Annotated in this window: 23 protein-coding genes; 13 read left to right on the top strand and 10 right to left on the bottom strand. The window is 69.4% G+C overall.

Annotated features, from left to right (window positions below; all coding sequences use genetic code 11):
• From H5411_RS09365 to H5411_RS09335, 7 genes are all read left to right on the top strand, one after another.
• Positions 1–1,245: a DUF445 domain-containing protein gene (locus tag H5411_RS09365; protein ID WP_183123589.1), complete on the top strand. Its 1,245-nt coding sequence runs from the start codon at positions 1–3 to the stop codon at positions 1,243–1,245.
• A gap of 46 nt (positions 1,246–1,291) precedes the next feature.
• Positions 1,292–4,327 carry a patatin-like protein gene (locus H5411_RS09360; RefSeq protein WP_183123588.1) on the top strand — a complete coding sequence of 1,012 codons (3,036 nt, stop codon included), beginning with the start codon at positions 1,292–1,294 and terminating at the stop codon, positions 4,325–4,327.
• 231 nt (positions 4,328–4,558) lie between these two features.
• Positions 4,559–5,053: a diaminobutyrate acetyltransferase gene (gene ectA, locus H5411_RS09355; RefSeq protein WP_101437262.1), complete on the top strand. Its 495-nt coding sequence runs from the start codon at positions 4,559–4,561 to the stop codon at positions 5,051–5,053.
• Between the two features lie 41 nt (positions 5,054–5,094).
• Positions 5,095–6,345, top strand: coding sequence for a diaminobutyrate--2-oxoglutarate transaminase (gene ectB / locus H5411_RS09350; RefSeq protein WP_183123587.1), 1,251 nt, complete (start codon positions 5,095–5,097; stop codon positions 6,343–6,345).
• 30 nt (positions 6,346–6,375) lie between these two features.
• Entirely contained in the window at positions 6,376–6,768 is a 393-nt protein-coding gene (locus H5411_RS09345; RefSeq protein WP_101437264.1) for an ectoine synthase, read from the top strand.
• A gap of 63 nt (positions 6,769–6,831) precedes the next feature.
• Positions 6,832–7,734 (top strand): ectoine hydroxylase, encoded by a 903-nt coding sequence (gene thpD, locus H5411_RS09340; protein WP_101437265.1) that lies wholly within the window; start codon positions 6,832–6,834, stop codon positions 7,732–7,734.
• A gap of 362 nt (positions 7,735–8,096) precedes the next feature.
• Positions 8,097–10,850, top strand: coding sequence for an AfsR/SARP family transcriptional regulator (locus H5411_RS09335; RefSeq protein WP_183123586.1), 2,754 nt, complete (start codon positions 8,097–8,099; stop codon positions 10,848–10,850).
• 481 nt (positions 10,851–11,331) lie between these two features.
• On the opposite strand, the gene H5411_RS09330 is transcribed toward H5411_RS09335, so the two are convergent.
• The 6 genes from H5411_RS09330 to H5411_RS09305 all read right to left on the bottom strand — a co-directional run bounded on the left by H5411_RS09330 (position 11,332) and on the right by H5411_RS09305 (position 15,806).
• On the bottom strand, positions 11,332–12,003 hold the full coding sequence (locus H5411_RS09330) for a hypothetical protein (RefSeq protein WP_183123585.1): 672 nt from the start codon (positions 12,001–12,003) through the stop codon (positions 11,332–11,334).
• A 232-nt stretch (positions 12,004–12,235) separates the two neighbouring features.
• Positions 12,236–13,120, bottom strand: a complete 885-nt coding sequence (locus H5411_RS09325) for a hypothetical protein (protein ID WP_067580198.1) — start codon at positions 13,118–13,120, stop codon at positions 12,236–12,238.
• Entirely contained in the window at positions 13,117–13,593 is a 477-nt protein-coding gene (locus H5411_RS09320) for a DUF6932 family protein (RefSeq protein ID WP_101437268.1), read from the bottom strand. The genes H5411_RS09325 and H5411_RS09320 overlap by 4 nt, the downstream gene beginning before the upstream one ends.
• Before the next feature lie 71 nt (positions 13,594–13,664).
• On the bottom strand, positions 13,665–14,093 hold the full coding sequence (locus H5411_RS09315; RefSeq protein WP_183123584.1) for a LapA family protein: 429 nt from the start codon (positions 14,091–14,093) through the stop codon (positions 13,665–13,667).
• A gap of 6 nt (positions 14,094–14,099) precedes the next feature.
• Positions 14,100–14,819 (bottom strand): OmpA family protein, encoded by a 720-nt coding sequence (locus tag H5411_RS09310; protein WP_220816728.1) that lies wholly within the window; start codon positions 14,817–14,819, stop codon positions 14,100–14,102.
• A gap of 147 nt (positions 14,820–14,966) precedes the next feature.
• Positions 14,967–15,806, bottom strand: a complete 840-nt coding sequence (locus tag H5411_RS09305) for an SGNH/GDSL hydrolase family protein (protein WP_183123582.1) — start codon at positions 15,804–15,806, stop codon at positions 14,967–14,969.
• A 276-nt stretch (positions 15,807–16,082) separates the two neighbouring features.
• Here H5411_RS09305 and H5411_RS09300 point away from each other — a divergent pair, with 276 nt between their 5' ends.
• Complete coding sequence (locus tag H5411_RS09300) at positions 16,083–16,766, top strand: DUF3159 domain-containing protein (protein ID WP_183123581.1); 684 nt, start codon at positions 16,083–16,085, stop codon at positions 16,764–16,766.
• A gap of 90 nt (positions 16,767–16,856) precedes the next feature.
• Here H5411_RS09300 and H5411_RS09295 read toward each other — a convergent pair whose 3' ends face one another.
• Both H5411_RS09295 and H5411_RS09290 read right to left on the bottom strand, forming a co-directional pair.
• Positions 16,857–17,819 carry an N-acetylglucosamine kinase gene (locus H5411_RS09295; protein WP_183123580.1) on the bottom strand — a complete coding sequence of 321 codons (963 nt, stop codon included), beginning with the start codon at positions 17,817–17,819 and terminating at the stop codon, positions 16,857–16,859.
• Positions 17,816–18,859, bottom strand: coding sequence for an SIS domain-containing protein (locus H5411_RS09290; RefSeq protein ID WP_183123579.1), 1,044 nt, complete (start codon positions 18,857–18,859; stop codon positions 17,816–17,818). The genes H5411_RS09295 and H5411_RS09290 overlap by 4 nt, the downstream gene beginning before the upstream one ends.
• A 155-nt stretch (positions 18,860–19,014) precedes the next feature.
• Here H5411_RS09290 and H5411_RS09285 point away from each other — a divergent pair, with 155 nt between their 5' ends.
• The 3 genes from H5411_RS09285 (at position 19,015) to H5411_RS48895 (ending at position 21,923) form a co-directional block, all read left to right on the top strand.
• Positions 19,015–19,764 carry a GntR family transcriptional regulator gene (locus H5411_RS09285; protein WP_009084055.1) on the top strand — a complete coding sequence of 250 codons (750 nt, stop codon included), beginning with the start codon at positions 19,015–19,017 and terminating at the stop codon, positions 19,762–19,764.
• Positions 19,765–19,768: 4 nt separating this feature from the next.
• Positions 19,769–21,268, top strand: coding sequence for an MFS transporter (locus H5411_RS09280; protein WP_101437275.1), 1,500 nt, complete (start codon positions 19,769–19,771; stop codon positions 21,266–21,268).
• 250 nt (positions 21,269–21,518) lie between these two features.
• The gene (locus tag H5411_RS48895; RefSeq protein WP_312878000.1) at positions 21,519–21,923 is read left to right on the top strand and encodes a pyrroline-5-carboxylate reductase dimerization domain-containing protein; all 405 of its coding nucleotides are present in this window, start codon (positions 21,519–21,521) and stop codon (positions 21,921–21,923) included.
• Here H5411_RS48895 and H5411_RS09270 read toward each other — a convergent pair.
• The gene (locus H5411_RS09270) at positions 21,894–22,328 is read right to left on the bottom strand and encodes a MarR family winged helix-turn-helix transcriptional regulator (RefSeq protein WP_183123578.1); all 435 of its coding nucleotides are present in this window, start codon (positions 22,326–22,328) and stop codon (positions 21,894–21,896) included. The genes H5411_RS48895 and H5411_RS09270 overlap by 30 nt on opposite strands.
• Before the next feature lie 79 nt (positions 22,329–22,407).
• On the opposite strand from H5411_RS09270, the gene H5411_RS09265 reads away from it, so the two are divergent.
• A complete protein-coding gene (locus tag H5411_RS09265; RefSeq protein ID WP_183123577.1) occupies positions 22,408–23,100 on the top strand; it encodes an SDR family NAD(P)-dependent oxidoreductase in 693 nt (230 codons plus the stop codon).
• 10 nt (positions 23,101–23,110) lie between these two features.
• Here H5411_RS09265 and H5411_RS09260 read toward each other — a convergent pair whose 3' ends face one another.
• Positions 23,111–24,055 (bottom strand): threonine ammonia-lyase, encoded by a 945-nt coding sequence (locus H5411_RS09260; RefSeq protein ID WP_183123576.1) that lies wholly within the window; start codon positions 24,053–24,055, stop codon positions 23,111–23,113.
• A gap of 155 nt (positions 24,056–24,210) precedes the next feature.
• On the opposite strand from H5411_RS09260, the gene H5411_RS09255 reads away from it, so the two are divergent.
• The gene (locus H5411_RS09255) at positions 24,211–25,095 is read left to right on the top strand and encodes a RodZ family helix-turn-helix domain-containing protein (protein WP_183123575.1); all 885 of its coding nucleotides are present in this window, start codon (positions 24,211–24,213) and stop codon (positions 25,093–25,095) included.
• Positions 25,096–25,185: the final 90 nt, after the last annotated feature.

The raw sequence follows: 25,185 nt of genomic DNA, 5'->3' as shown, positions 1-25,185 counted from the left end.
ATGGGCGGGTTCGTCTCGGGCATCCTCGACGACTTCGTCCGGCACTGGCAGCTCTATGTCTCCATCCCGATCGTCGCCGCGCTGATCGGGTACGGCACGAAGCTGGTCGCGATCCGGATGATGTTCCAGCCGGTCGAGTTCATCGGCGTCAAACCGTTCCTCGGCTGGCAGGGCATCGTGCCCAAACGGGCCGCGCGCATGGCGAGCATCGCCTGCGACACGATGACCGAGCAGCTGATCAAGCCGGCCGAGGTCGTCGCCCGGCTCGACGCGGACCGGATCGCCAAGGAGATCGAGAAACCGCTGCTCGCGGCGGTCGAGGACATCGTCCGCGAGGTGGCCGGGCACTACCAGCCGGGCCTGTGGGAATCGCTGCCGGTCGGCGTGCAGCGGCTGGTGATCCAGCGCGTGCAGGCCGAATCGCCGCACATGGTCAAGGCCGTGCTCGAACTCATTCAGTCCGATGTGGACAGTGTGTTCGACCTCAAGGGCATGGTGGTGACCAGCCTCGTCAAGGACAAACGGCTGCTGAACCGGATCTTCCAGGAAGCGGGCGCGGAGGAGTTCAAGTTCATCGCGCGCTCCGGGCTGGTGTTCGGCGGCCTGATCGGCGTGATCCAGATGGTCGCCTGGGTGCTGTTCAAATTCCCGCCGATCATGCCGTTGTTCGGGCTCTTCACCGGCTGGTTCACCGACTGGCTCGCGCTGCGGATGATTTTCTACCCGCTGCAGCCGAAGAAATACTTTGGCGTGACCTGGCAGGGCCTGTTCCTCAAGCGGCGCGCGGAGGTCGCCGAGGCCTACGGCGAGCTGATCGCGAAAGAAATCATCACGCCGCACAACGTCATCGAGGCGGTGCTGCGGGGCCCGCTGTCCGACCGCGTGCTCGCGCTCATCCAGCGGCAGCTCGACCGCGAGCTGGGCCGGGCGGCGAACGTGGCGAAACCGTTGCTGGTCTTCGCCATCGGCAGCCGCCGCTACCAGGACATGAAGCTGGCCATCTCGGAGCAGATCATGACCCGGCTGCCGGACACGATGCGCTACATCGAGGACTACGCCACCGACGCGATGGACATCCGGAACGTCCTGGTCGGCAAGATGAAGGAACTGTCGCCCGAGGAGTTCGAGCAGCTGCTGCGCCCGGCTTTCCAGCAGGACGAATGGATTCTCATCGCGACCGGCGCGGTGCTCGGGTTCGCGGTCGGCGAGGCTCAGGTGCTCGTGCTGGAGCATCTCGCCGTCTAGGACGTCCCCTTGTGGTGGAGCGGTGCGGGCCGGGAGACTGACCCCCATGGGTGAGACGGCGGAGCCGTGGCCGCAGGAAATCCGGATCGCGATGGCCATGGTGGGGGGATCCAGCCTGGCGGTGTGGATGGGGGGAGTTGCTACCGAGACGTCGGCGTTGCTGCACGCTTCGCGCACGCCGGACGAACGTAACGGCTACCGGAAACTTCTCGACCTTTTGCACGCTTCGGTGCGCCTGGACGTGCTCACCGGCACGAGTGCGGGCGGCATCAACGCCGCGTGTCTCGGCTTGGCGGAGGCGTACCGGTCGACGCCCGCGGTGCTGCGCGACACCTGGTTCTCCGCCGGATCGCTGGAGAATCTGATCCGCGACCCCGGCGAGACGCAGCCGCGTTCGGTGCTGAACGGCGACAAAGTGCTGCTGAACGGCCTGGTTCAGGCGATGCACGACATCACCGTGTCCGGCGTCGTGCCCACCGAGCCGCCGGACGTGACCGTGCTGCTCACCGGCACCATGCTCGACGGCGAGACCACCGAGTACGACGACGCGCTCGGAAACCGCGTGCGGGACGTCGAACATCGCATGCTGTTCCGGTTCGACGGTCCATTGTGGAATAACCAGGTGCACGCTCCGCTCGCGCTCGCCGCCCGATCGAGCGCGTCCTTCCCCGGCGCTTTCGAGCTGTCGCGAATGCCGATCGGGGCCGAGGCGGCGGACCAGTCGCATCCGGACATGACCGACTACACGGAGCTGGTGCGTTCGCACTGGCTCGCCGACGGCGGCGTGCTGGTGAACAAACCGCTGCGGCCGGCGTTGCGGGAGATCTTCGAACGCGCGTCGTCGACGGATGTGCGGCGGCTGCTGCTGTACGTCGTCCCGACCGTCAACGGCGAGGTCAAACCGATGCCGTGCGACCCGGCTGATCCGCCGATGCTCGGCACCGCGCTGGCGAAGGTCGCCTCGACGATCATGAGCCAGACCATCAGCGTCGAGCTGGAGGAATTGACCCGGCACAACTCCGCGGTCACCCGCACCCGGGACACGCGGGTCGCGCTCGCGTCGCTCGGCCTGCGCGGCGGACAGCTGGTGGACGACCGGGTGCACCGGGCGTATCTCGACCGCCGGGTCGCGCTCGACGCGGCCGATCTGGTGCGCGCGGTCACCCGCCGCTACGAACTGTCCGATGAGGACAGTGGCTGGGCAGCCGGGAGCTCGGCGCTGCTGCAGGACATCGCCGCGGACGGACTGCGCCGCGGGATTCCGGACACGCTGCCCGGCGAGTCGGTGCCGGTCGGCGAGATGGTCCGCTACCGCACCTCGACGCTGGACGACGCGGTCGCCACCGGCATCCAGCTGATCAACGCGGGCTTCCGGATGGGGCCGGATTTCGAGCAGGCGACGCAGCTCAACGAGGCCCGCGCGAAGATGCACGCCGCCCGCCGGAGCGCGGCTCGCGACGTGCGGCTGTCCGCGTGGGTGGCACGGCACGAGCCGCCGAAGCCAGGCACCGCGATGCCGGACTGGATCGGTCAGCTCGCCGCCGAATGGGCGGAGCTCGGCGCGTCGGACGCGGTACGCGATGCGTGGCCGGAGCTGGTCGGAGCGTTGCGGTCGGCGGCTCCGGTGCTGCAAGCGTTGTCGGGCAAGGAAAACCAGTGGTCCGCGGACGCCGCGGACACGGTGACGACACTGCTGGACTGGTTCGGCCTGGACAACGCGGACGTCGCGGACGGGTTCGTGATGGCGCGCTTTTTGTTGCTGCACATGGCGACGCGCGGCCTGCTGGCTGAGGCGCCATCGGTGGACCAGCGGGTGGACCTGGTGCAGCTGAGCGCGGACAGCCGGACGCTGCTGGACCTGGCGCGGTCGCGCGGCCGGGACAAGCTGACCGGCACGCAGGCGAACAACTTCGGCGCGTTCTACAAAGCGTCCTGGCGCGCGAACGACTGGATGTGGGGCCGGATCGACGGCGCGGGCTGGCTGACGCAGTGCCTGCTCGACCCGAACCGCCTGCGGGTGCTGCGCGATATCGTGGGCCCGGAGGAATTCCGGGAGCAGGTGCGGACGACGTTCCGCGAGATCGGCTGGGAGCCGCCTTCGCCCGCGGACAACGGGATGCCGTCCGAGCTGCCCGGGCTGCTCGCGCAACTGGGCGACGAACTGGCTTTCCTTGGCCTGGACGCGAATCTGTCGCCGGTCGACTTCGGCAAGGAGGTGCCGACCAGCCTTCCGGTGACGTCGATGGTGCTGGCCAAATCGCGGCAGCTGGACATCGCGCGGGAGGAATTGCCGGTGCTCGCGCGGCAGGCCGAGGCGGACGCGAAGGAGGGCAACGGAAAGGCGTCGGAGAGTTTCCGGAAGCTGATGGTTTCCCGGCCGCTCGATCAAGCGGCCGGGAAAGCGGCCGCGCAGCCGGAAAACCCCGGTCAACCGGACCCGGCGCAGCGCGCTTTCCAAGCCTGCCGAGTTTCCGCCGAACGCTTCGAAGGCGAACTCGGCAGCACGCTGCTCAGCAAAACGATCGTCAAAGCCGGGGCCGCCGGGCTCAACGCCGCGTCCACCGCCACCCGGGTCCCGAAAACGCTCCAGCCGCTGGCGAAATTCGCCCAGCTCAGCGGCCGCAGCTCGTGGTGGGTCACGCAAGGCGCGACACGGCTGGGCCGCCCCTGGAACCTGCTCGCCGCCGCCGTCACCGCGATCGCCGGGTTCGTGCTCAGCGGCGAGGGCGGGTCCGTCCTGCAATGGCTCGGCCTGCCGGTAGCCGGCGGGGCGCTCGTGTTCCTCGTGGTGAGCCTGCTGACTTTGAGGCGCACGTGGCGAATGGTGCTCACCGTGCTGGGTGTGCTGGTGGTAGCCGCGTTGCTGTTCGCGGCTTTTCTGCCGCCCATCGCGCAGCCGCTGTTCGGCTGGCTGGGTACCGTGGTGGACGGTTGGCGACGCGGGCAGGCTCCGCTGTGGTGGCTCGCCGTGGTGGCGCTGCTTCTGCTGCCCGCGGTCTGGACGCCGCTGTCCGGGCTCGGACGGCGCGGTCGCAAGAAGCGGCGGTCGCGTGCGGAGAGTCCACCTCACGGCCCCAGGTAGACCACACTTTTCGGCGCTGGAGTTGCGGCCGGGCCCGCGAAGCCCCATCGTCGGAGACACAGGTCGCATACCGCAGGTGTGCGGCCCAGACGCACGGCATGCCCAGAACTCAGCCTGGCTAAACATGTTTGTGGCACTCCTCACCGGGGTATCCCCGTCGTCCCAGGTGAGGGCGGTGGGCGTGGCATGGATCGCTGGCGGCGCGAAAATTCTCTGTTACGTTTCCAAAGTATGTCCGGAAAGCACTTGATCGAATCCCCGACCAAGGCCGATGGTGCCGCTCTCTGGCGAATCGCACGCGATTCGCAGAAGCTTGATCTCAACTCGCCGTATGCGTACCTGTTGTGGTGCAAGGATTTCGCGGAGACCTCGGTCGTCGCCCGCGTCGACGGCGAGCCGGTCGGATTCGTGATCGCTTACCGAAGGCCGTCCGCACCGGACGTCGCGCTCGTGTGGCAGGTCGCCGTCGACGCCTCGCAGCGCGGAAAAGGCCTGGCCGGACAGTTGCTGGACAGCCTGTACACGCGTCTGGTCGGTGAGGGCGTGCGGTACCTGGAAACCACGATCACTCCGGACAACCAGGCGTCGATCCGGCTCTTCGAGTCGTTCGCGAAGCGATGGGACGCGGATCTGGAACACCGCCGGTTGTTCGAAGTCGCTGATTTTCCGCAGGGGGAGGCGCACGAGCCCGAGGATCTTTACCGCATCGGGCCGTTGCGCCGCTAATAACCCGTCAATTTCGCCGAGTAGGAGCGAAAGAAATCGTTATGAGCATCTTCGAAGAGCTCGAGTCAGAAGTCCGCAGTTACAGCCGGGGGTGGCCGGTCGTGTTCGACCGGGCGCAGGGCAGCAGGATCTACAGCGAGGACGGCAAGCCGTACCTCGACTTCTTCGCCGGCGCCGGCGCGCTGAACTACGGGCACAACAACCCGCATCTCAAGAAGGCGCTGATCGATTACCTGCAGCGGGACGGTGTCACGCACGCGCTGGACATGTTCACCGTCGCGAAGCGGGACTTCCTGGAGACTCTCCAGGAGAAGATCCTCGCGCCGCGCGAGCTGGAGTACAAGGTCGTCTTCCCCGGTCCCGGCGGCGCGAACGCCGTGGAGGCCGCGTTGAAGCTGGCGCGCAAGGTGACCGGCAAGGAATCGGTCATCAACTTCACCAACGCGTTCCACGGCATGACTCTCGGCGCGCTGTCGGTGACCGGGAACTCGATGAAGCGGGGCGGCGCGGGCGTTCCGCTGGTGCACGCGACGCCGATGCCCTACGACAAGTACTTCGACGGCGCGATGCCGGACTTCATGTACTTCGAGAAGCTGCTCGAAGACTCCGGCAGCGGCCTGAACGAGCCCGCCGCGGTGATCGTGGAGGGCGTGCAGGGCGAGGGCGGCATCAACGCCGCGCGCCTGGAATGGCTCAGGGGCCTCGACGATCTGTGCAAGCGGCACAACATCCTGCTCATCCTCGACGACGTGCAGATGGGCTGCGGCCGCACCGGCCCGTTCTTCAGCTTCGAGGACGCGGGCATCTCGCCGGACATCGTGTGCCTGTCGAAGTCGATCGGCGGCTACGGCCTTCCGATGGCGCTCACGCTGATCAAGCCGGAGCTGGACGTGTGGGAGCCGGGCGAGCACAACGGCACGTTCCGGGGCATCAGCCCGGCGTTCGTCACCGCGACCGAGGCGCTGCGCGTCTACTGGAGCGACGACGAGCTGGAGAAGTCGACCAAGGCCAAGGGCGAGCGGATCGCGAGCACCTTCAAGGACCTGGTGGAGAGCTACCCGGAGGCGAACCTCGTCGCGAAGGGCCGCGGCCTGGCGCGCGGTCTCGAATTCGGCAGCGGCGAGCTGGCCGGCGCGGTCTGCAAGGCGGCGTTCGAGCGCGGCCTGCTGATGGAAACCTCCGGCCCGGACGGAGAGGTGATGAAACTGCTTCCGCCGCTTACCCTCACTGACGACGAGCTGAGCGAGGGGCTTTCGATCATCTCCGAGTCCGTCGCCGCCGTCCTCAAGTAATCACCCGAAGAACAAGAAGGAGCCCGTCACTTGCTGGTCCGCACGCTCGACGAGATCACCGACACCGACGCTGACATCAAGACCCCGAATTGGCGCAGCAAGCGCATCATCCTCGCGAAGGAGGGCGTCGGGTTCTCGGTGCACGAGACCACGCTGTACGCGGGCACGGTGAACGACTTCTGGTACGCCAACCACATCGAGGCCGTTTTCATCACCTCCGGCGAAGGCGAGATCGAAGACCTCGCGACCGGTGAGGTGTACCCGCTCAAGCCGGGCACGCTGTACCTGCTGAACGACCACGACAAGCACCAGGTCCGCCCGAAGACCGAGATCAAGTGCGTGTGCGTGTTCAACCCGCCGGTCACCGGCCGCGAGGTGCACGACGAGAACGGGGTCTACCCGCTCGTCACCGAAGACTCCTGACACTGCGTCACTCCCACCACCACAAGAAAGAAGAAACGCCAGAAGAACTGGAGGCGAGCCACTGTGACGATCATGGACACCCGGGTCAACGACGGTTACCCGACCCGGATCACCGGTACGCCGGAACACCTTCCGCGCGTGCACCCCACCGTGTGGGGTACCGAGGCTGACGGCCCGATCGACGCCGCGACGCTGGCGAACCACGACGCCAAGGGCTTCACGGTCGTGGACGGACTGCTCTCGCCCGGTGAGGTCCAGACGTACTGGCAGGAGGTCGTCCGGCTGTCGTCGGACGAGAAGCTGCGCGACGACGAGCGCGTCATCACCGAGGCGCGGACCGGCGAGGTCCGGTCGATCTTCGACGTGCACGAGATCTCCGGCCTGATCGCCGAGCTGGTGCGCGACCCCCGCGTGCTCGACTGGGCGCGGCAGATCCTCGGCTCCGACGTCTACATCCACCAGAGCCGGATCAACTACATGCCGGGCTTCAAGGGCACTGGCTTCTACTGGCACTCCGATTTCGAGACCTGGCACGCGGAGGACGGCATGCCGTCGCCGCGCGCGGTGAGCTGCTCGATCGCGCTCACCGACAACTACCCGTACAACGGCGGGCTCATGGTCATGCCGGGTTCGCAGCGCACGTTCGTGCAGTGCGTCGGCGAGACCCCGGAGGACAACTACAAGAGCTCGCTGAAGGACCAGCGGGTGGGCGTGCCGTCGCCGGACGACATCACCAAGCTCGCCGCCGACTGCGGCATCGAGCAGTTCACCGGCTCGGCGGGTTCGGCGCTGTGGTTCGACTCGAACATCATGCACGGGTCGGCGAACAACATCACCCCGTACCCGCGGTCGAACATCTTCCTGGTGTTCAACAGCGTGGACAACGCGCTGCAGGAGCCGTTCGCCGCGAGCGAGCCGCGTCCGTCGTTCATCGCCGGCCGCAACTCCACCCCGATCACGCGGTGACCAGCGACACCTTCGCCAACGGCGGGTCGCTCGTAACGAAGAATGTGCGCCCTGTTACGTTGTCGCCACCTCGCAGCCGCGCTGCGAAGGCATGGTTGTCCGCAGGCGGTCCGGGTTCTTGCTCGGGGTGAGCCCCCCGAACCGCGGGCGGACGGCCGCGATGCACGGGTGGACCGCGCCCCCTGGCGGCCCGGCCGACGATCAATGAGTCCGGCCCCGCACCATCAGATCGGGACTGATGGTGCGGGGCCGGACTCGTCTGTTCGGGGGTCGAAATTCACGAAAGAGCGGTTTCTGCCGGGTGCCGTTGACGGTAAGTTGGCCTGTCTGGCTGGGGGTGAGCCTGGGAGGTGCGCGCGAGCATGGCCGATGGCGGCGCGCGGGTCGAACTGCTCGGCCCGGTGCGGCTGCTCGACGGCAGCCGCGCGGTTCCCGTCGGCGGTCCCGGAGTGAAGGGGCTGCTGGCGCTGCTCGCGCTGCGCGTGGGCAAGGTGGTGCCGCTCGAGGAGATCATCGACGCGCTGTGGGGCCACGATCCGCCCGCCACCGCACGCACGATCGTGCACGGCAACGTCTCGCAGCTGCGCCGTCTGCTGCGGGAGATGTCGGATCCGGTCGCCGAGATCAGCACCCGTCCGCCCGGCTACCAGCTTTCCGTCGCGCCGGACCGGATCGACGCGCATCGGGCCCGGGCGTTGCTGGACCAGGCCGCGCTGGAATCGCCGGAGAACGCCTCGAAGCTGCTCGCCGAAGCTCTCGCGCTGTGGCAGGGCCCGACGTTGTCGGGCGTGCCCGATTCGGTGCGCGCACCCGAATTGGACGAGCTGCGGCGCGCGATCCGCTACGCCCGGGTCAACGCGGACCTCGATCTCGGCCGGTACGACGAGCTGATCGTCGAACTGAGCCCGATCGTCGGCGCCGACCCGCTTGCCGAACGCACCGCCGGACAGCTGATGCGCGCGCTCTACCACGCCGGGCGACGCGGGGAAGCGCTCGAGCTGTACCGCACCGTCTCGCGGGCCACGCTCGGCTCGCTCGGCGTCGAACCCGGTGCCGATCTGCGCGTGCTGCACGAGCGGGTGCTCAACGACGATCTCGCCGCGCACGAGAGCGCGGTGCCGGAGCAGGCCGTCGCCCCGTCCCAGCTGCCGCCCGCGCTGCCGACGCTCGCCGGGCGCGAGGCCGAGGTGGCATGGCTCGACGGGCTCGCTGAGCGCGGCGACAGCACGGTGATCGTGTCCGGCACCGCTGGAGTCGGCAAGAGCGCACTGGTCATCTGGTGGGCGCATCGCGCGGCCCGGCTGTTCCCGGACGGCGTGCTGTACGCGGCGCTGCAAGGCTTCGATCCGCATCAGCCGCCGCTCGAACCGGGCGATCTGCTGTCGCAGTTCCTGCTCGGGCTGGGCGTGCCCGCGGACGAGGTGCCGGAGCACCTGCACGAGCGCGTCGCGCTGTACCGCTCGCTGATCGCGGGGCGGCGGATGCTCGTGCTGCTCGACGACGCGCGTTCGGCCGAACAGGTGCGTCCGTTGCTGCCGCCGGGTGCGCGGTCGATGACGGTGGTGACCAGCCGGTCGCGGCTGGAGGCGCTGGCGGTGTCCCATTCGGCGAAGCTGCGCGTGCTCGGCACGCTCGCGCCGGAAGACGCGGTGAGCGTCATCGAGGAATTGGCCGGGCCCGCGGACTTCGACCTCAACCACGCGCTCGCCCGGCTGTGCGGCTACCTGCCGCTCGCGCTGCGGATCGCCGGGGCCAAGCTCGCCGCCAGTCCACAGTGGACACTCAAGGATCTCGTCGGGGAGCTGGGAAACGAACGGACCCGCCTGGCCGGGCTCGACGTGACCGGAGCCGACGACGGCGTGCGGGCCGCGTTCGACGTCTCGTTCCGCGGCCTGCCGGATGCACTCGCCCGGACGCTGCTGCTGCTGGCCGCGGTGCCCGCCCGGCACACCGGACCGCACCTGACGGCGGCCATCGCGGAGATCTCGGTGGAGCAGGCCCGCCGCGACCTCCGCACGCTCGCCGCGCACAACCTGATCGCCGAGATCTCGCGCGACGCCTTCGCCCCGCACGACCTCGTCCGGCTGTACCTGCGGGACCTGGCGGAAACCGAACTGGACCCCGCGGAACGCGCGGCGGTGCTCGACCGGGCGATCCGGTACCACCAAGCCGCCTCCGACACCGCACGGCGGAAGATGCTGCGCATCGTCGACCCGCTCGACCTCACCGGCCTCGTGCCGGCCGAGGCGCTGCCGCCGCTGGAAACCTTTGCCCAGGCACAGGACTGGTTCGCCGCGGAATGGCCGAACCTGCTGGCCGTGCTGGACGCCGCGCACGCCGACGGCCGCTACGCCGACGTCTGGCGGCTCGCCCGCGTCGCGCACACCTACCGGGTCGTCTGCCCGCTGTACGAGGAATGGATCCGGCTCGTCGACCTCGGTCTCGCCGCCGCCGAGGCCGCGGACGAACCGCTCGGCCAGTGCTGGATGTTGATCTCCCGCTGCGCCATCGCGCTCACTTTCGAACTGGTCGAGGGCAGCATCGCCGACGCCGAACGCGCGGTCGGCCTGGCGACCCGCCTCGACGGGCGTTCGCTCATCGTCGCCAAGATCCACCTCGGCAGCGTGCTGACCCTGCTCGGCCGCTATTCGGAGGCGATCGAACGGCTGCTGGAAGCCGTCGCGGAGACCGAACGCACCGGCGATCTCGAACTGCGCGGCCAAGCGCTCAACAACTGCGCCGAGGCCGAAAAGCGCGCCGGCCGCCCCGCCGAGGCGATCACGCATCAGCTGGCGTCGCTGGAAATAGACCGCCAGCTCGGCGACGACAGCTATGCCGTGGTGTCCCTGAACAACCTCGCCGAACTGCATCTGGGCATCGGCGACCTGGAAGCCGCCGAACGCTACGCGAGGGAGGCCGTGTCCCTCGCTGTATCGCGGCAGTTCGAGCTGCAGGAGGGCATCCTGCGGGTCACCCTGGCGCGGATCCTGCGCGGCCAGGAACGGCTGGACGAGGCGCGCGAGCAGTACCGGCTCGCGGTGGCGCGGTACGAGCGGATGAACCCCCGGCAGGTCGAGGACTTGCGCAAGGAAGCGGCCGACCTGGAGTCGGTCTAGCGCCACGCCACCTGACGCTGTGCAGCCATCTCGGGGCTCGTGACTGGCACGATGCCGCTGATACCGGCCGCAGTGCTACAGCCGGTGGCAGGTGGCGTGTGGTCAGCGGAGGGCGATTCGTCCGGAGGACTGTGGCCGCTGGTCTCCGAGCTGGGTCGGCCCGGAGAATGTGCCGGTGGGCCAGGCAAGCGGCCGACCTGGAGTGAGCGGGCGGTCGGCGAGCCCGGCTCTTGTACAATGTTCAGCTGTGTTTTCGCAGGTCGGCGTGGTAATAATCGCGTCCGCTTAGCGGATTCTTAGCCATCGGGCGGTCAGCGCGCGTAGGGTCGGCCGCGACGCTGGCGGAGCCCTAGGGGAGGGGCAGGCTGTGAAGCCGGCGACGGGACCGCGGCAGTACCGCGCGGACCTGGAAGAGCCGCCAGGAGCGGTTCGGTGGCGGTTGGCCGGCCGAGATGGGGGTAGGCCGGCCGGCCGCCAGGCCCTAGTCGACGTTCGCCGTGCAGAGCGCGATCGAGCTGCCGCTGCTCTCGGCGACCTTCTTGCCGTCGACGAGGATCTGGCAGCTGATCTGGTTCGTCACGCCCGCGTTGGCGGTGTCCGCGGTGAGCGACAGGATCGGCGTGCCGCCGTTGTAGGAGGCGTGGCCGTGCCAGTCGTCGGTGCTCGGCGGGGTGGAGGCGGTGCGCTGGTCGTTGAGCGTGCCGTAGCGGACCGTCGCGCCGCCCGCCGAGGTCACCACGAAGTCGACCGAATGCTTCTCGCCCGGCTGCGGCGGGATGTGCAGTTCGCCCGCCCGTGCGGTGCCGAACATCGACGGGTACAGCAGCATCGTGCCGCACAGCACGGCGGCCAGTGCGGAAAGCGCGGTTCCGGTGAGCGCGACACCCAATCCGCGCATTGCTCCCTTGGAGGACAGCACTATTCCCGCGATTCCGGCGGCGAGCCCGACCCCGGCGACCGGCCAGGCGAGGAAACCCCAGTCCGGGAGGAAGGCGATGCCGAGCGCGGCCAGTCCGAGAACGACCGCGAGACCGCCGGGCCAGTTCGCGCGCCGCCGGGGTGACTCCTGCTGGGGCGGACGGTGCGGACCAGGGCGAGTGGTGGTCCTGCTGTGTCGCGCGGGTGCGGCCGGATACGGCTGCTCGGTCGTCATGCGTGCCTCTTCCGCTGGGATGGCGAAGACGCTAACGCAGATGTCCGAGAGGTTGGAATAATCGTTATCGAGTGACAATGTCATCCATTTACCGCGTCCGGGCGATCGAGGTCATTTCCCGTCGGATTGCGCGAAGCGGCGCCATTTGCTGGCCGGAAAAGCCGGATGATTCCGAAGAGGGCCGCGGGCTTGCCGACAGCCTGGCCTGGCGACGCGGTGGTCCGCGCGCCATTCACTGATCGAAAAGACTGACTTCCGGAGTGATCTCGAGAAGTTCGTGCACCGGCCTGCCGCGCCGCCCGTCGATGGTCGTCGTGCGCACGACGCGCAACCGCGCGGTCACCGGGCGATCGAGGTTTTCCTTGATCTGGTCGAGCAGATCCGGGGCGACCGCGCCCTGAATGGTTCCGCCCGATTCCCGCTCCAGGTAGAAAATCCGCCGCCGGGTCCGCACGCCGTCGAGGCGTCCGGTCACCGTCTCGTAGCCGACCGCCTCGCGCGACTCGCGCAGACTGCCCTGCAGCACCCTGGCCTGTTCGGTGGTCATGCTCCGGGTCACCTGCTCGCCCGCGGTGGGCGTGAGCGCCATCCCGATGCCGGCGTGCTTGCTGACCGCGTTGACGACGTCGCTGACCGCGTTGCGCACCGTGTCGCGCTGCAGCAGCACCGCGTCGAGCGCGCCGTCGTCGGAACCGTTGGCGGGAAGGAAATCGCAGAGTTCCTTCACCGCGCGCTCGGACAGCGTTTCGATGCCGTCGTGGATCAGCGCGTCGTCGACCGCCGGTTCCGGGAAACCGAAGAAGATCGCGTTGCCCGCCTGTCCCTTTTGGATCAGCGGGGCCTTGTCCCGGTCCGCCTGCTGAACGAACGTGACCTCGTTCGACGGATTGCGGATGATGTGCCCGATCTTCGCCGTCGCGTCCTGCAGCGCACGGCTGATGTCGGAAAAGGTGTACGCGTCGATGTGCGTTTCGCCGATCACCGATACGTGCAGCAAAGGCGCGCGGCAGGTGCGCTCGAACTTCGCGTTCGCCGCCATCGCCGACGCGCGCGCGAGGTCGTCCAGCCACGTGCCGCCGGGGATCTCGTCCGCGATCCGCCGGAACTCGTTCCTCACCACACCATCTCCGGGATGCCTCTGCCGCCCTCGGCCCACACCGATTCCCACACGTCCTCGTCGCCGGGACGGCACAGGAAACCGTCGAGCATGCCGCCGACCGGCTGGATCTGGTCGAGGTACATCGCGGGCTGGCCGACGATGATGCCGCGCAGGGTCAGCAGGCCGTACAACGCGGTGCGGCCGGTGTCGTCAAGCCGCTTCAACGCGCCCCATTCGTCCGGCAGCAGCACCACGTCGAGCCCGCGCGGCGGATGCGCCGTGCGGGTGACGAACGCGCCGCCGAGCCAGGCCCGCCCGGACGTGATCACTCGCTGGGCGACCCCGAGATAGCTGTTGAGCGCGCTGAAGAGGATCTCGCGCTCGTTCTGGTGCGGCGCGTCGTAGACCAGCCGCTCGTAGACGTCGGCGAGGTCGGCGTGGTGGCGTCCCGGCGGCAGCAGGTTCTGTGGCGTCCAGTGCGGAAGCGCCATCGGACCTCCTGACATCGCCCGGGGCCCTCGGCGCCCGCTTACCGTGCGTAGCCGAATCTACCAGGTGGGTGTCAGCCACTGCGTCCAGGTCGGCGGGGCGCGGGTTGGTCGTGCGGCCAGTGCGGACTCCGCTGGTCGTCCTCGGGCCAGCTCAGTTCGCCGGACAGCCGCGGCTCGGGATCGGGCAGCGGATGCCCGGCCGAGTCCTGCCCGCGGTACGGCTCGTCCGGATCGACTTCCGGATAGTCGTTGTAGACGCGCTCCGGCGGGTCTTCATAGTGCGGGTACGCCGGTTCCTCGTAGTCCTCGTAGGGGTTCGCCGGCGGGATGTGCCGGGTCTCCTCGGCAGGCTCCTCCACCGGAGCGGCGGCCGGCCGGTACGGCTCAGCCTCGGCTTCGGCCTTCGGCCGGGAGACCCGCGTGAACAGCCACATGACCGCTGCTCCGAGCAGGAACGAGACGAGCAGCCACAGCCAGATCTGCCCGAAGAGCCAGAGCATCCGCCATCACCTCTGTTCCACAGTGATCTCGACCCGCCGGTCGCTGTCGTCCCCGTTGTCCGAACCGCTCGTGCTGCCCACCGCGAGCAATCGGTCGGGCGGCACGTCCTCCCGGATCAGCAGCCGGATCACGGTCAGCGCCCGGTTGCGGGAAAGCTTCAGCGCGGCCCCGCGTCCGCCCGGACCGTCGGCGACCCGGCCGACGAGGCGGTAGCGGAAGTTGTCCGGCGCGTCGCGGAGCAACGGCGCGAGGTCGCGCGCGGCCTGCTCGCCTTCGTCGGTGAGCTGTGCGCTGTCCGGTTCGAAGGTGATCGGCGCGGCCGCGAGTTTGCGGTCCAGTTCGGCCTGGATTCCGTCGCGGTCGGTCGGCGGCGCGGAAGGCGGGGCGGACGAACTCGGCGGCGGGCTCGAGGGCGGCGGGCTGGGCGGCGTCGTCGACGGTTGGGGCGAGGGCGCGGATTGCGCCGGCCCGGCACCGCCGGAGGCTTGCGCGGATTCGACCCCGTCGACTCCCTGCACGATGCCCAGCGCGCGCCCGGCTTCGTCGGCGGGGAACCCTTCGAGGGTCGCCTGCCGTCCGGAGAATTTCACCTCGCCGCCGCGGAGGCCGGCCGCGTCGAGCGCGGAGCGTGACCGCGCGGCGAGGTCGTCCTGGATTCCGCTGCCCTGCAGCCAAGTCACGAGGCCCGCGAGCAGGGCCGTGACCACCACTGCGACGGGGATCAAGCGAAGCCACCCTCGTGCACCGGACATAAAAGGACCATATGCCGGGCCCGTCCGGTTGGCGACCTGGTGACGGCCGCCGTTCGGGTGGCTCTCCCGACAGTGCCGGCACCGGTGGTCACCGGTGCCGGCACTGTCGGGGGACGGGGGTCAGGAGGCGGTCGCGTTGCCTCGCACATCGCCTCGCACGTCGAGGTCGATGCTCGCCGGGTTGTCCGGCACGAGCGGGATGAGCGGAGCCAGTTCCGGGCGCTTCGGGGACAGGCCGTCGCCCATGGACTCGCCGCGCAGCTGACGGCGGATCCACGGCAGCAGGTGGACCTTGGTCCAGGCGAGGTCGGACCGCCGCGAGGTGATCCAGGTGGCCGGCTCGGTGCCCTCCGGGTACGGCTCCCGCCAGTCCTCGGTGACCGGGACGCCGAGCACCTCGGCCGTGTGCAGCGCGATCCGGCGGTGCGCGTCCGACGTGAAGTGCAGCCGGTCGTCGCTCCACGCGCGACGGTCGTGCAGCGGCTCCATGGTCCACAGGTCGACCATCTTCGCGCCGTGCCGGGCCGCGATCGCCCACAGGTGCGTGTTGTAGATCGCGACCTTGCCGCGCAGCACGCTCATCACCGACAGCGTCTTGGTGTCCGGCCCGTTGAAGATCACCACCGGGATCCCGGCCGCGCGCAGCTTCGCCACCCCCGCCTCGAAGCGCTCCGCGATGGCGTCGACGTCCGCCCCCGGCACGATCACGTCGTTGCCGCCCGCGCACAGCGTGACCAGGTCCGGCTTCAGTTCCAGCGCGATCGGGAGCTGCTCGTCCATGATCTCGTCGAGCATCTTGCCGCGCAGCGAGAGGTTCGCGTACTGGAAACCGGGCTCGTCGCCGGCCAGCATCTCGGCGAGCCGGTCCGCCCAGCCGCGGAACGTCCCGTCGCCCCGATGGTCGTTGAGGCCCTCGGTGAAGCTGTCCCCGATGGCTACGTAGCTGTTGATCCCGTACACGCTGGGTTCCCCTTTCCCGCTGGTGTGCGCCTGTTCCCCGTGAACTCCCGGACCTAGTTGTACACCCCAACTAACAGTCGGATATCCCCATATCCTTCCCGCCGGACACGACCGGTTCAGCCGGATGTCACAGTCTCTTACCTTGTCGGGGTTTCGCGCCTCCCTATTACGCCGATTTCACCGGGACGAACCTCGCGATCGGGCATGTACCGGACTCCATGTGGGGTAGGTCTCCCGACCTGGGGGTCCGCGGCGAGTTGCGGCAGGCTGGAAGCTGTGACAGACGAGACTGCGAAAGGGCCGGCGCGGGAGTCGCTCACGCAGATCCTCGGCGGGCGGCGCGGCGCGATCGACGCAAGCATCCCGCCCGCCGCGTTCGTCGTCGGCTGGCTCGCTTCTGGCCAGTCGATCGCCTGGGGAGCCGGAGTGGCGATCGGCGTCGCCGTGCTGCTCGGCGCGTACCGGCTGGTCCGCGGCGACAAGGCGCGCGCGGTAGTGGTCAGCCTCGCCGCGGTGGTGATCGCCGCGTTGATCGCGATGCACACCGGCCGGGCCGAGGACTTCTTCCTGCTGCAGCTGTTCTCGAACGCGGCGAGCGCGCTGCTGTTCGCGGCGAGCATCGCGGTCCGCTGGCCGTTGCTCGGCGTGATCGTGGGAGTGCTTCTCGGGCAGAAGACCCGCTGGCGGCGCGATCCGGCCCTGCTGCGCGCGTACTCGTGGGCGAGCGGCGTGTGGGTACTGCAGTACTTGCTGCGAGTGGTCGTTTACGGGCTGTTGTGGTGGACCGGGCAGGTGGTGGCGCTCGGAGTGGCGCGCACGGTGCTCTCCTGGCCGCTGGTGGCCGCGACCGTCGCGGTCAGCGGCTGGGTCCTCTACCGGACCCTTCCCGCAGAACACCCGGGCCTTCGCCTGGCGAAAGACCCGGGTGCGGGCGAGTCCGGAAACGGACCCGGAAGTTAAGGCGGCCCCCGGCGAGGGGGGAGGGTCCGGGGGCCGGTTCCTACGGTACCCGGACGGGAGGGGTTGAGTCGACGGTTTCGACTCTTCCGCTCAAGTTTTGGTGGCATTCACCCGTCGGGATGGTCGCGGGGTGTCCTCGCCCCACGCTTGAACCGCCGCGAGCCAGGCCGCGCCGAGCACGCCATCGGAGCTGGTCAGAACGGTGAGCCCGGCGAATTCGGCCCGCACGCGAGCTCCGACCGGGCTGTTCTCGGCCAGCACGCTGCCCACGAGCACGATCGGAGTTTTTTCTCCCGGCTCGCGCGTGGCGCGAGCTACGCGCACGAGATGCCGGGCGCCGCGCTCGACGATTTCCTCCGCGACCGGCTCGCCGGCCGCGGCCGCGGCACTCACCAGCGGTGCGTACCGGGCCAGCCGGACCGGCGGTTCCGCATTGGCATGGGTCACCAGCGACCACATGACGGCGAAGCGATCGGACAAGTCCACTGCGGACGGTCCGAACGCTTCGGCGAGGACCGCCTCGGCCAGACCGTCGAGCGGGCCGTCGCCTTCGAGCGCGGCAAGAGTGGCGCGCACGGCTTCGCGGCCGAGCCAGAAGCCCGAGCCTTCGTCGCCGAGCAGCCAGCCGTGCCCGCCCGCGGTCGCGACCATCCGGCGGCCGCGGATGCGCCCGGCGATCGAACCGGTGCCCGCGACCAGCACGGTGCCGTCCGGCTCGGCCGTCGCGGACGCGTAGGCCACCTCGGCGTCGCCGGTCGTGCGGACCAGGCCGCCGAGACCGATCCGCTCCCACGCCGCGGTGAACTCCGCGGCGACCGCCGGGTCGGACAGCTTGCTCTCGCCCGCCATGCCGACGACGACGCCGAGCACGTCGGTCCGTCCGTCCACTGCGGACTCGATGGCTCCGGCGATCCGGGCCGCCGCCTCCGCGGGCGGATGCGAATTCGGGTTCGCGCCCGCCGCGGCTCCGGTGCCGTGCACGACGCCGGCGGCGTCGACCGCGATCGCTCGCGTCGAGGTGCCGCCGGCGTCCACGCCTACTACGAGGCTCACCGGGTCTTGGTCACCTTCAGCAGGCCGCGCGGGTTGTCCGGGTTGCCGCCGCGCGCGAGCGACAGCCCGAGCGCGATCCGCTGGATCGGCAGGATTTCCAGCACTGGAGCCAATTCCTCGACGGTCGGGGCGACCGGGATGCGCAGCGCCGCGGGCACGTCGTCGGCCGCCGAACCGATCGCGAGCACGTCCGCGCCGCGCTCGCCGACCGCTTCGAGGACCTCGCGCATGGCCTCGCCGCCGCGGCCGAGGCTGGTGGCGGCGAGCACGGCGGTCTCGCCGTCGACCGCCGCGACCGGACCGTGCAGCAGGTCCGCGCCGCTGTACGCGCGGGCCGCGAGATAGCTCGTCTCGGCGAGCTTCAGCGACGCTTCTAGCGCACTGGCATAGGAATAGCCGCGACCGGTGGTGAGTACGCGGTCGACAAAGCGATAGCGGTCCACCGCGCGTTGCACGCCTTCGACGGCGCCGTCGAGCGTCTGCTGGGCCAGTTCGCCGATCTTCTCGGCGTCCTCGCCCTTGCCGCCGCGGATCGCGTCGATGAAGAGGTACAGCGCCATCAGCGTCGCGGAGTACGTCTTGGTCGCCGCGACCGCCTTCTCGACCCCGGCGCCGATGTCCACGCCCAGCTCCGAAGCCGCGCGCAGCGGCGAGTCCGGGGTGTTGGTGACCGACACGGTCAGCGCGCCCTGGCGGCGGGCGGCCTCGGTGACCTCGATCAAGTCCGGCGAACCGCCGCTCTGGCTGACCGTGATGAAGAGCACGTCGCGCAGGTCCGGACGAGCGCCGTACAGCGTCGCGGTGGACGGCGACACGAGCCCGGCCGGAAGGCCGAGGAGTACCTCGATCAGGTATTTCGCGTACAGCGCGCCGTGGTCGCTCGAACCGCGAGCGGCGAGCAAAGCGAACCGGGGCGGTTTCTGTGAAACCTTTTCCGCGACTTCCGCGATGCCGGACCGCCGCTCGACCAGCCCGGCGAGAATGCCGGGCTGCTCCGAGATTTCCGCGGCCATGTGCTCGCCGGGGCGTAGTTGGGTCATCACTTTCCTCTCCGCCGGGACGGGGGTCCCGGTGTGCTGAGCGGCGTCCGGTCAGGTCTAGACCAATGCTAGCCGGGCGGAGGGTGTCGGGAGAAGGGTACGTTTCCTCACGGGGCAGTGGCGCGTTTAATGTGGGAAGACTGAGGGAGCCGGGCATGCTGGAGACACCCCCCGCGAGCGAGGCGGGGACTGCTGCGCGAGGGCAGCGCGAACCCAAATACTGGGCGCTGAAGCAGCATCTGCTGGACCTGCTCGACGCACTGCCGCCGGGATCGCCGATCCCGACCGAGCGGGCGCTGGCGGGCGAGTTCACCGTTTCGCGCACCACCGTGCGCCAGGCGCTGGCCGATCTGACCGCCGAGGGCAGACTGCACCGCGTCCAGGGCAAGGGCACGTTCGCCGCCGAGCCGAAGCTCGCGCAGCGGCTGCAGCTGTCCTCTTATACCGAGGACATGCGCAAGCAGGGCCTGAAGCCGTCGTCCCAGTTGCTGGAGCTCGAAGAGCTGCCGGTCGAGGGCGAGATGACGAAGCTGCTGCAGCTGCGCAACGGCGCGAAGATCCTGCGGCTGCGCCGGCTCCGGCTCGCCGACGGCCAGCCGATGGCGCTCGAAACCACGCATCTGCCGCTCGGCCGGTTCCGCGGGCTGCGCAAGCACATCACCGCGGGCGGTTCGCTGTACGCGGTGCTGCGCGAGCATTACGGCGTCGAGCTGGAGCGCGCGGAGGAGACCATCGAGACGTCGCTGGCCGGGCCGCAGGAAGCGGAGATCCTCGGCGCGGACGTCGGCATGCCGGTGATGATGCTGACCCGGCATTCGTTCGCCACCGACGGCAAGCCGGTCGAGTTCGCCCGCGCGGTCTATCGCGGCGACCGGTACAAATTCGTCACCACGCTGCTGCCCTGACCGCGTGACGACCGCGGGGGAGACCGGCATCCGCTGGGGCACGCCCGCGGCTCGCGGCGTGCTCTGGACGACCATCCTCGGTTCGGGGATGGCGATGCTCGACGGCACGATCGTGAACGTCGCGCTGCCCCGGATCGGCGAGGAGCTGGGCGCGTCGGTCGCCGGTCTGCAGTGGATCCTCGACGGCTACCTGCTGGCGCTGGCCGCGCTGATCCTGGTCGCCGGGTCGCTCGGCGACCGCTACGGCAGGCGGCGGGTGTACCTGGTCGGCGTGGTCTGGTTCGGCCTCGCGTCCGGGCTGTGCGCGGCGGCGCCGTCGACGGAACTGCTCGTGCTGTTCCGCGTGCTGCAGGGAATCGGCGGGGCGTTGCTGACGCCGGGTTCGCTGGCGATCCTGCAGTCGTCGTTCTCGCACGACGACCGGGCCCGTGCGATCGGCTCGTGGTCCGGGCTCGGCGGCATCGCCGCGGCGGTCGGGCCGCTGCTCGGCGGACTGCTGGTGCAGGCGTGGTCGTGGCGGCTGGCGTTCCTGATCAATCTGCCGCTCGCGGTCATCGTCGTACTGATGGCGCGGCGGTTCGTGCCCGAGTCTCGGGACACGGCGGCGACCGGGCATCCGGACTACGCGGCCGCGGCGGTCGGCGCGCTCGGGCTCGCCGGGGTGACCGGCGCGTTGGTCGAGGCGCCGGTGCGCGGGATCGGCGATCCGGTCGTGCTGATTGCCTTGGCGGTCGGCGTGGCCGGGTTGGGTTTGTTCCTCTGGCTCCAGCACCGGGCGGCTGAGCCGCTGGTACCGCCTTCGTTGTTCCGCGACCGGACCTTCACGCTGTCGAATGCGCTGACGTTCGTGGTTTACGCGGCACTCGGCGGCGTGATGATGTTGCTGGTGCTGCAGCTTCAGGTCTCGCTGGGTTACTCGCCGACGCTGGCCGGGCTGGCCGGATTGCCGATCACGGTGATCATGCTGCTGCTCTCCGGCCGGTCGGGAGCGCTCGCGCAGCGGATCGGACCGCGGCTGCAGCTCGTGGTCGGCCCGATCGTCGTCGGTGCCGGGATGTTGCTGCTGACCCGGGTGGGACCGGAGTCGTCGTATCTCGGGTCGGTGCTGCCCGCGGTGGTGGTGTTCGGGCTGGGACTGGCCACTGTGGTCGCTCCGGTCACCGCGACGGTGCTGGCCGCCGCACCGGACCGGTACGCCGGGGTCGCGTCCGGGGTCAACAACGCGATCGCCCGATCGGGTGGACTTCTGGCGGTGGCGGTTCTGCCTGCCGCGGCGGGTCTGACGGGTTCGGCTTATCGCGATCCGGTCGCGCTGACCGCCGGATGGCAGACGGCGCTGGTGATCTGCGCGGTGCTGGCGATCGTCGGCGGGCTTATCGCGTTAGGAATTCACAACGGCGTGCTCGGCGCCGCCGAAGCGGATGATTCGCCGCATCCCGGGGACTGTTTGCACTGCGGGGTGGAAGGGCCGCCCACGCACGTCCATCCAGGCGGGCATCGCTGATCTTTCGGTGGGTGGGGTTTGTCGGTACGGGGGAGCTGACGGCCGCCATCGTCACCGGGCTCGACGGGAGCCTGCCGGTGGTGTTGTCGCCGCGCTCGCGGGAGATCAGCGCGGGGCTGGCTGCGCGGTACCTGGACGTGCGGGTGGGCGCGAGCAATCAGGAAGTGCTCGATCGCGCGGACACAGTGGCGCTGGCAGTGCGTCCGCCGGTCCGTTGCCGCAGGCGGCGCAGCGGCAGAGCCTTACCGCGATGTACCCGGAAGACGACGTCGCACGGGACTTGTTCGAGCGCGTCGGCGGGGTGGTGGTGCCTCGCGACGAGCCGAGTCTGGAAGCGTTCAGCGCGGCTACGTCTACGTTCGCCGCGCACCTGGACTATCTGGCGACCATTGCCGGGTGGATGGTCGCGCAGGGGGTCGAGGACGAGGTGGCTTCGGCGTACGTGGCGCACGTGTTCGGGCAGGTCGGAAAGTCGTTGGCCGACGGCGGGTCGCTGGCGGAGCTGACCGCCCGGCATATGACTCCGGGCGGGATCAACGAGCAGCTGCTGACCGGTCTGCGCCGCGACGGGATGCCGGAGATGGTGCGGCAGGGGCTGGACGCGGTCCTGGCTCGGTTGCGCGGGTCAGCCGGTGCCGCGGGATCGGGCGACTAGCCGGGTCTCGATGCGCTGCAGCGCGGTGATCAACGTGCCGAGCTCCTCGGCATCCGTGAGCGTCCCGTCGAGCAGATCGGACCAGGTGTCGCGGAGCCGTTGCAGGTTCTCGGCCGCCTTGGGGGTCGGGTAAAGGCGTACTCGCCGGGCGTCGTCGGGGTCGGCTTCGCGGCGGAGCAGGCCCTTGTTCTCCAAGCCCCGGACAGCTCGGCTGACGTTGCTGGAGATCATCTGGGTGGCCTCGGCCGCGGCGTTGACCGTCGTTCCCGGGTGCCGGTCGACGAACCGCATCACCGCTCCTTCCAGCGGCGTCCCGGACTCGGCGTTGGCTTCCTTGGCGGCGTTGATGTGCCGGGCCACCGCAAGGATCAGGTCGGCCACCTCGAAGAGCTGCTCGTCTTTCACCGGGTCAGCATAGCTATCGTTTGACAGGTATCCATCGCGCGCCGTAGATTAGCTATCAGTTGATAGCTAAGGAGCGAGCATGGCCGGCAAGAGTGCTTTGATCATCGGGGCGTCGCGCGGACTGGGCTACGCGCTGGCCGCCGAGTTCCTCCGCCGCGGCTGGCAGGTCACCGCGACCGAGCGCACGCCCTCCGCGCTGCACGAGCTGGCCGGCTCGGCCGAGGGAAGGCTGACGGTGGAGACCGTCGACATCGCGGTGCCCGGCCAGGTTTCGGCGCTGCGCGAGCGGCTGGCCGGGTCGGCGTTCGACCTGCTGTTCGTCAATGCCGGAACCAACTACACGACCGACCCCGCGGCGACCTTCGCCGACGTGTCCACCGAGGACTTCGTCCAGGTCATGGTGACCAACGCGCTGAGCCCGATGCGCGCCGTCGAGACCCTGCGGGACCTGGTCCCCGCGACGGGCACCATTGGCGTGATGTCGTCGGGTCAGGGCAGCGTCGCCGACAACACGAACGGCGGCTTCGAGGTCTACCGGGCGAGCAAGTCCGCGCTGAACCAGCTGATGCGCAGTTACGCCGCGCGGCACGCCGACGACCCGCGCACGCTGCTGCTCATGGCTCCCGGCTGGGTAAAGACGGACCTGGGCGGGCCCCGCGCGCGGCTGACCATCGACGAGAGCATCCCGGGCGTCGCCGACACGATCGAGGCTTGGGCGGGCAAGGGCGGGCTGCACTATCTGGACCGCCAAGGCCAGACCGTCAACTGGTGACCGCCCGGCGTCAGGCGAGCAGTTCGGCCAGCATCGCCGGATCGATGTTGCCGCCGGAAACGATTGCGACGGTGCGTCCGCCGGGGAGTTCGTCGGCGTGGTGCAGGTAGGCGGCCGGAGCGGTGGCACCGCTCGGCTCCGTGACTAGGCGGCCCTGCTGGGCCAGCACCCGGACGGTGTCGCGGATTTCGTCCTCGGTCACGGTGAGCACGCCGTCCAGGACGCGCTGCAGATGTGCGAAGGTCAGCTCGGACGGTTGCGCGCGCAGACCGTCGGCGATGGTGCGGGCGCGGTCGGCGATGGGCCAGTCGACGCGTTTGCCCGCGGCGAGGCTGGCGGCGGTGTCAGCCGCCAGTTCCGGTTCGACGCCGTAGACCTTCGCGTTCGGGCATTTCGTCTTGATCGCGGTCCCGACGCCGGAGGCGAAGCCGCCGCCGCTGATCGGGACCAGCACGGTCTCGACGTCCGGCAGGTCTTGCGCGATCTCCAGACCGACGGTGCCCTGCCCGGCGATGATGTCCGGGTGGTCGAACGGCGGGATCAGCGTGAGACCGCGTTCCTCGGCGAGTCCGAGCGCCGCCGATTCCCGTTCCGCGATCGGCACTTCGCGGACTTCCGCGCCCCAGCGGAGGGTGGCCTCGACCTTCAGTCGCGGAGTGACGTCCGGCACCACGATCACCGCGGGAATCCCGAATTCGCGGGCGGCGTAGGCGACCGCTTGCGCGTGGTTGCCGCTCGAATACGCGACCACTCCGCGTTCCCGTTCGGCGTCGGTGAGCGCGGCGATCGCGTTGTACGCGCCGCGGATCTTGAACGCGCCGATCGGTTGCAGGCTCTCGGGTTTCACCCAGAATTCGCCGGGAACCCAGAGCTGACGCAGCAGGGGGGTGTGCACCGCGGTGCCCTTGATCCGCCCGGCCGCGGTTTCGATGTCGGAGATCGTCACGAGCTGCATGAGGCGAGTATGTCAGGAATGTGTGAGCTTTAGTCCATCCATTGTGGACAGTCAACGTGGCGTCCCTCACGCCGGGGCAACGCGGGGAGCGTCTCGGACGACTTAACCGTTGAAGAAACAGAGAACAACGGGCGGGAAACGATCAGAACGGGATCATGAGCGAGGAGCAGAAAGAAGCGCCGGAGAAGAAGGAGAAAAACCTCCGGATGACCTCGGTGCTGGCCTCGGCACTGGCGGCGGTCACCGCCGCGTTGCTGGGTTCGACGCTGGGGGTCGCGGGAACAGTGATCGGCGCCGGCGTGGCCAGTGTGGTCAGCACGGTCGGCGGTGAGTTGTACCTGCGTTCTCTGCAACGCACTCGCGAGGCCGCGCGCAAGGCGATGGAAACGGCGGCCCGGCGAAGCCGCGGCAGCCTCGCCCCGGTGCGCGTGCCGCTCGGCCATCCGGTTCGCCAGCCCGGCGATCCGGTTCGCCAGACCCGCCACAGCGAGCAGGTTCGTGAGCCTGGCCTCAGCCAGCAGGTTCGCCAGCCCGGGCCTGGCGAGGCTCCGACGGTGTATCTCCCTGCTGACTTGGCGAACATGCCTACGGTTCGGTTGTCCGAACTGAAGCCGACTGAACCGGAGAAGGCTGAGACTCTGGGCGAGAAGCTGCGCAAGATGCGGTGGCCGTTGGTTATCGGGTCGAGTGCCGTTGCCTTTGTCGCCGCGTTGGTGGTCTTGCTCGGCTTGGATTGGTCGACTCAGGGCAGCGTGTCTACGGGGTTGATTCCTCGGCAGCCGGATACCAGCCAGCATCAGGATCAACGCCGGGACGACACGCCTAGCACTGCGCCGCAGACTCCGTCGTCTGGGGAGTCGAGGCAGAACACCCCGACGTCGGTGCCGAGTACTACGCAGTCCGCTCCGCCGTCTTCGCAGGCTACGCAGCAGCCGACGCGTACGCCGTCCTCGTCTGCGACTCCGACGACTAGTTCGCAGGTGCCTAGTGCTAGTCAGACGCCTACTGCGCCTGCGGTTCCGTCTAATGCGGGGCAGTAGTTCGGCTCGTCGCCTGGCGGCGACATTGCGGGGGGATGGTGCGGTGGGGCACCCCGAAGCCTGAGTAGGTCAGCTCGTTCTTGCCGATCC

It is taken from the genome of Amycolatopsis echigonensis, assembly GCF_014174495.1.
Taxonomy (GTDB): domain Bacteria; phylum Actinomycetota; class Actinomycetes; order Mycobacteriales; family Pseudonocardiaceae; genus Amycolatopsis; species Amycolatopsis echigonensis.
The sequence above is the reverse complement of the archived record's forward strand: the minus strand, read 5'-3'. Positions and strand labels throughout refer to the sequence as shown.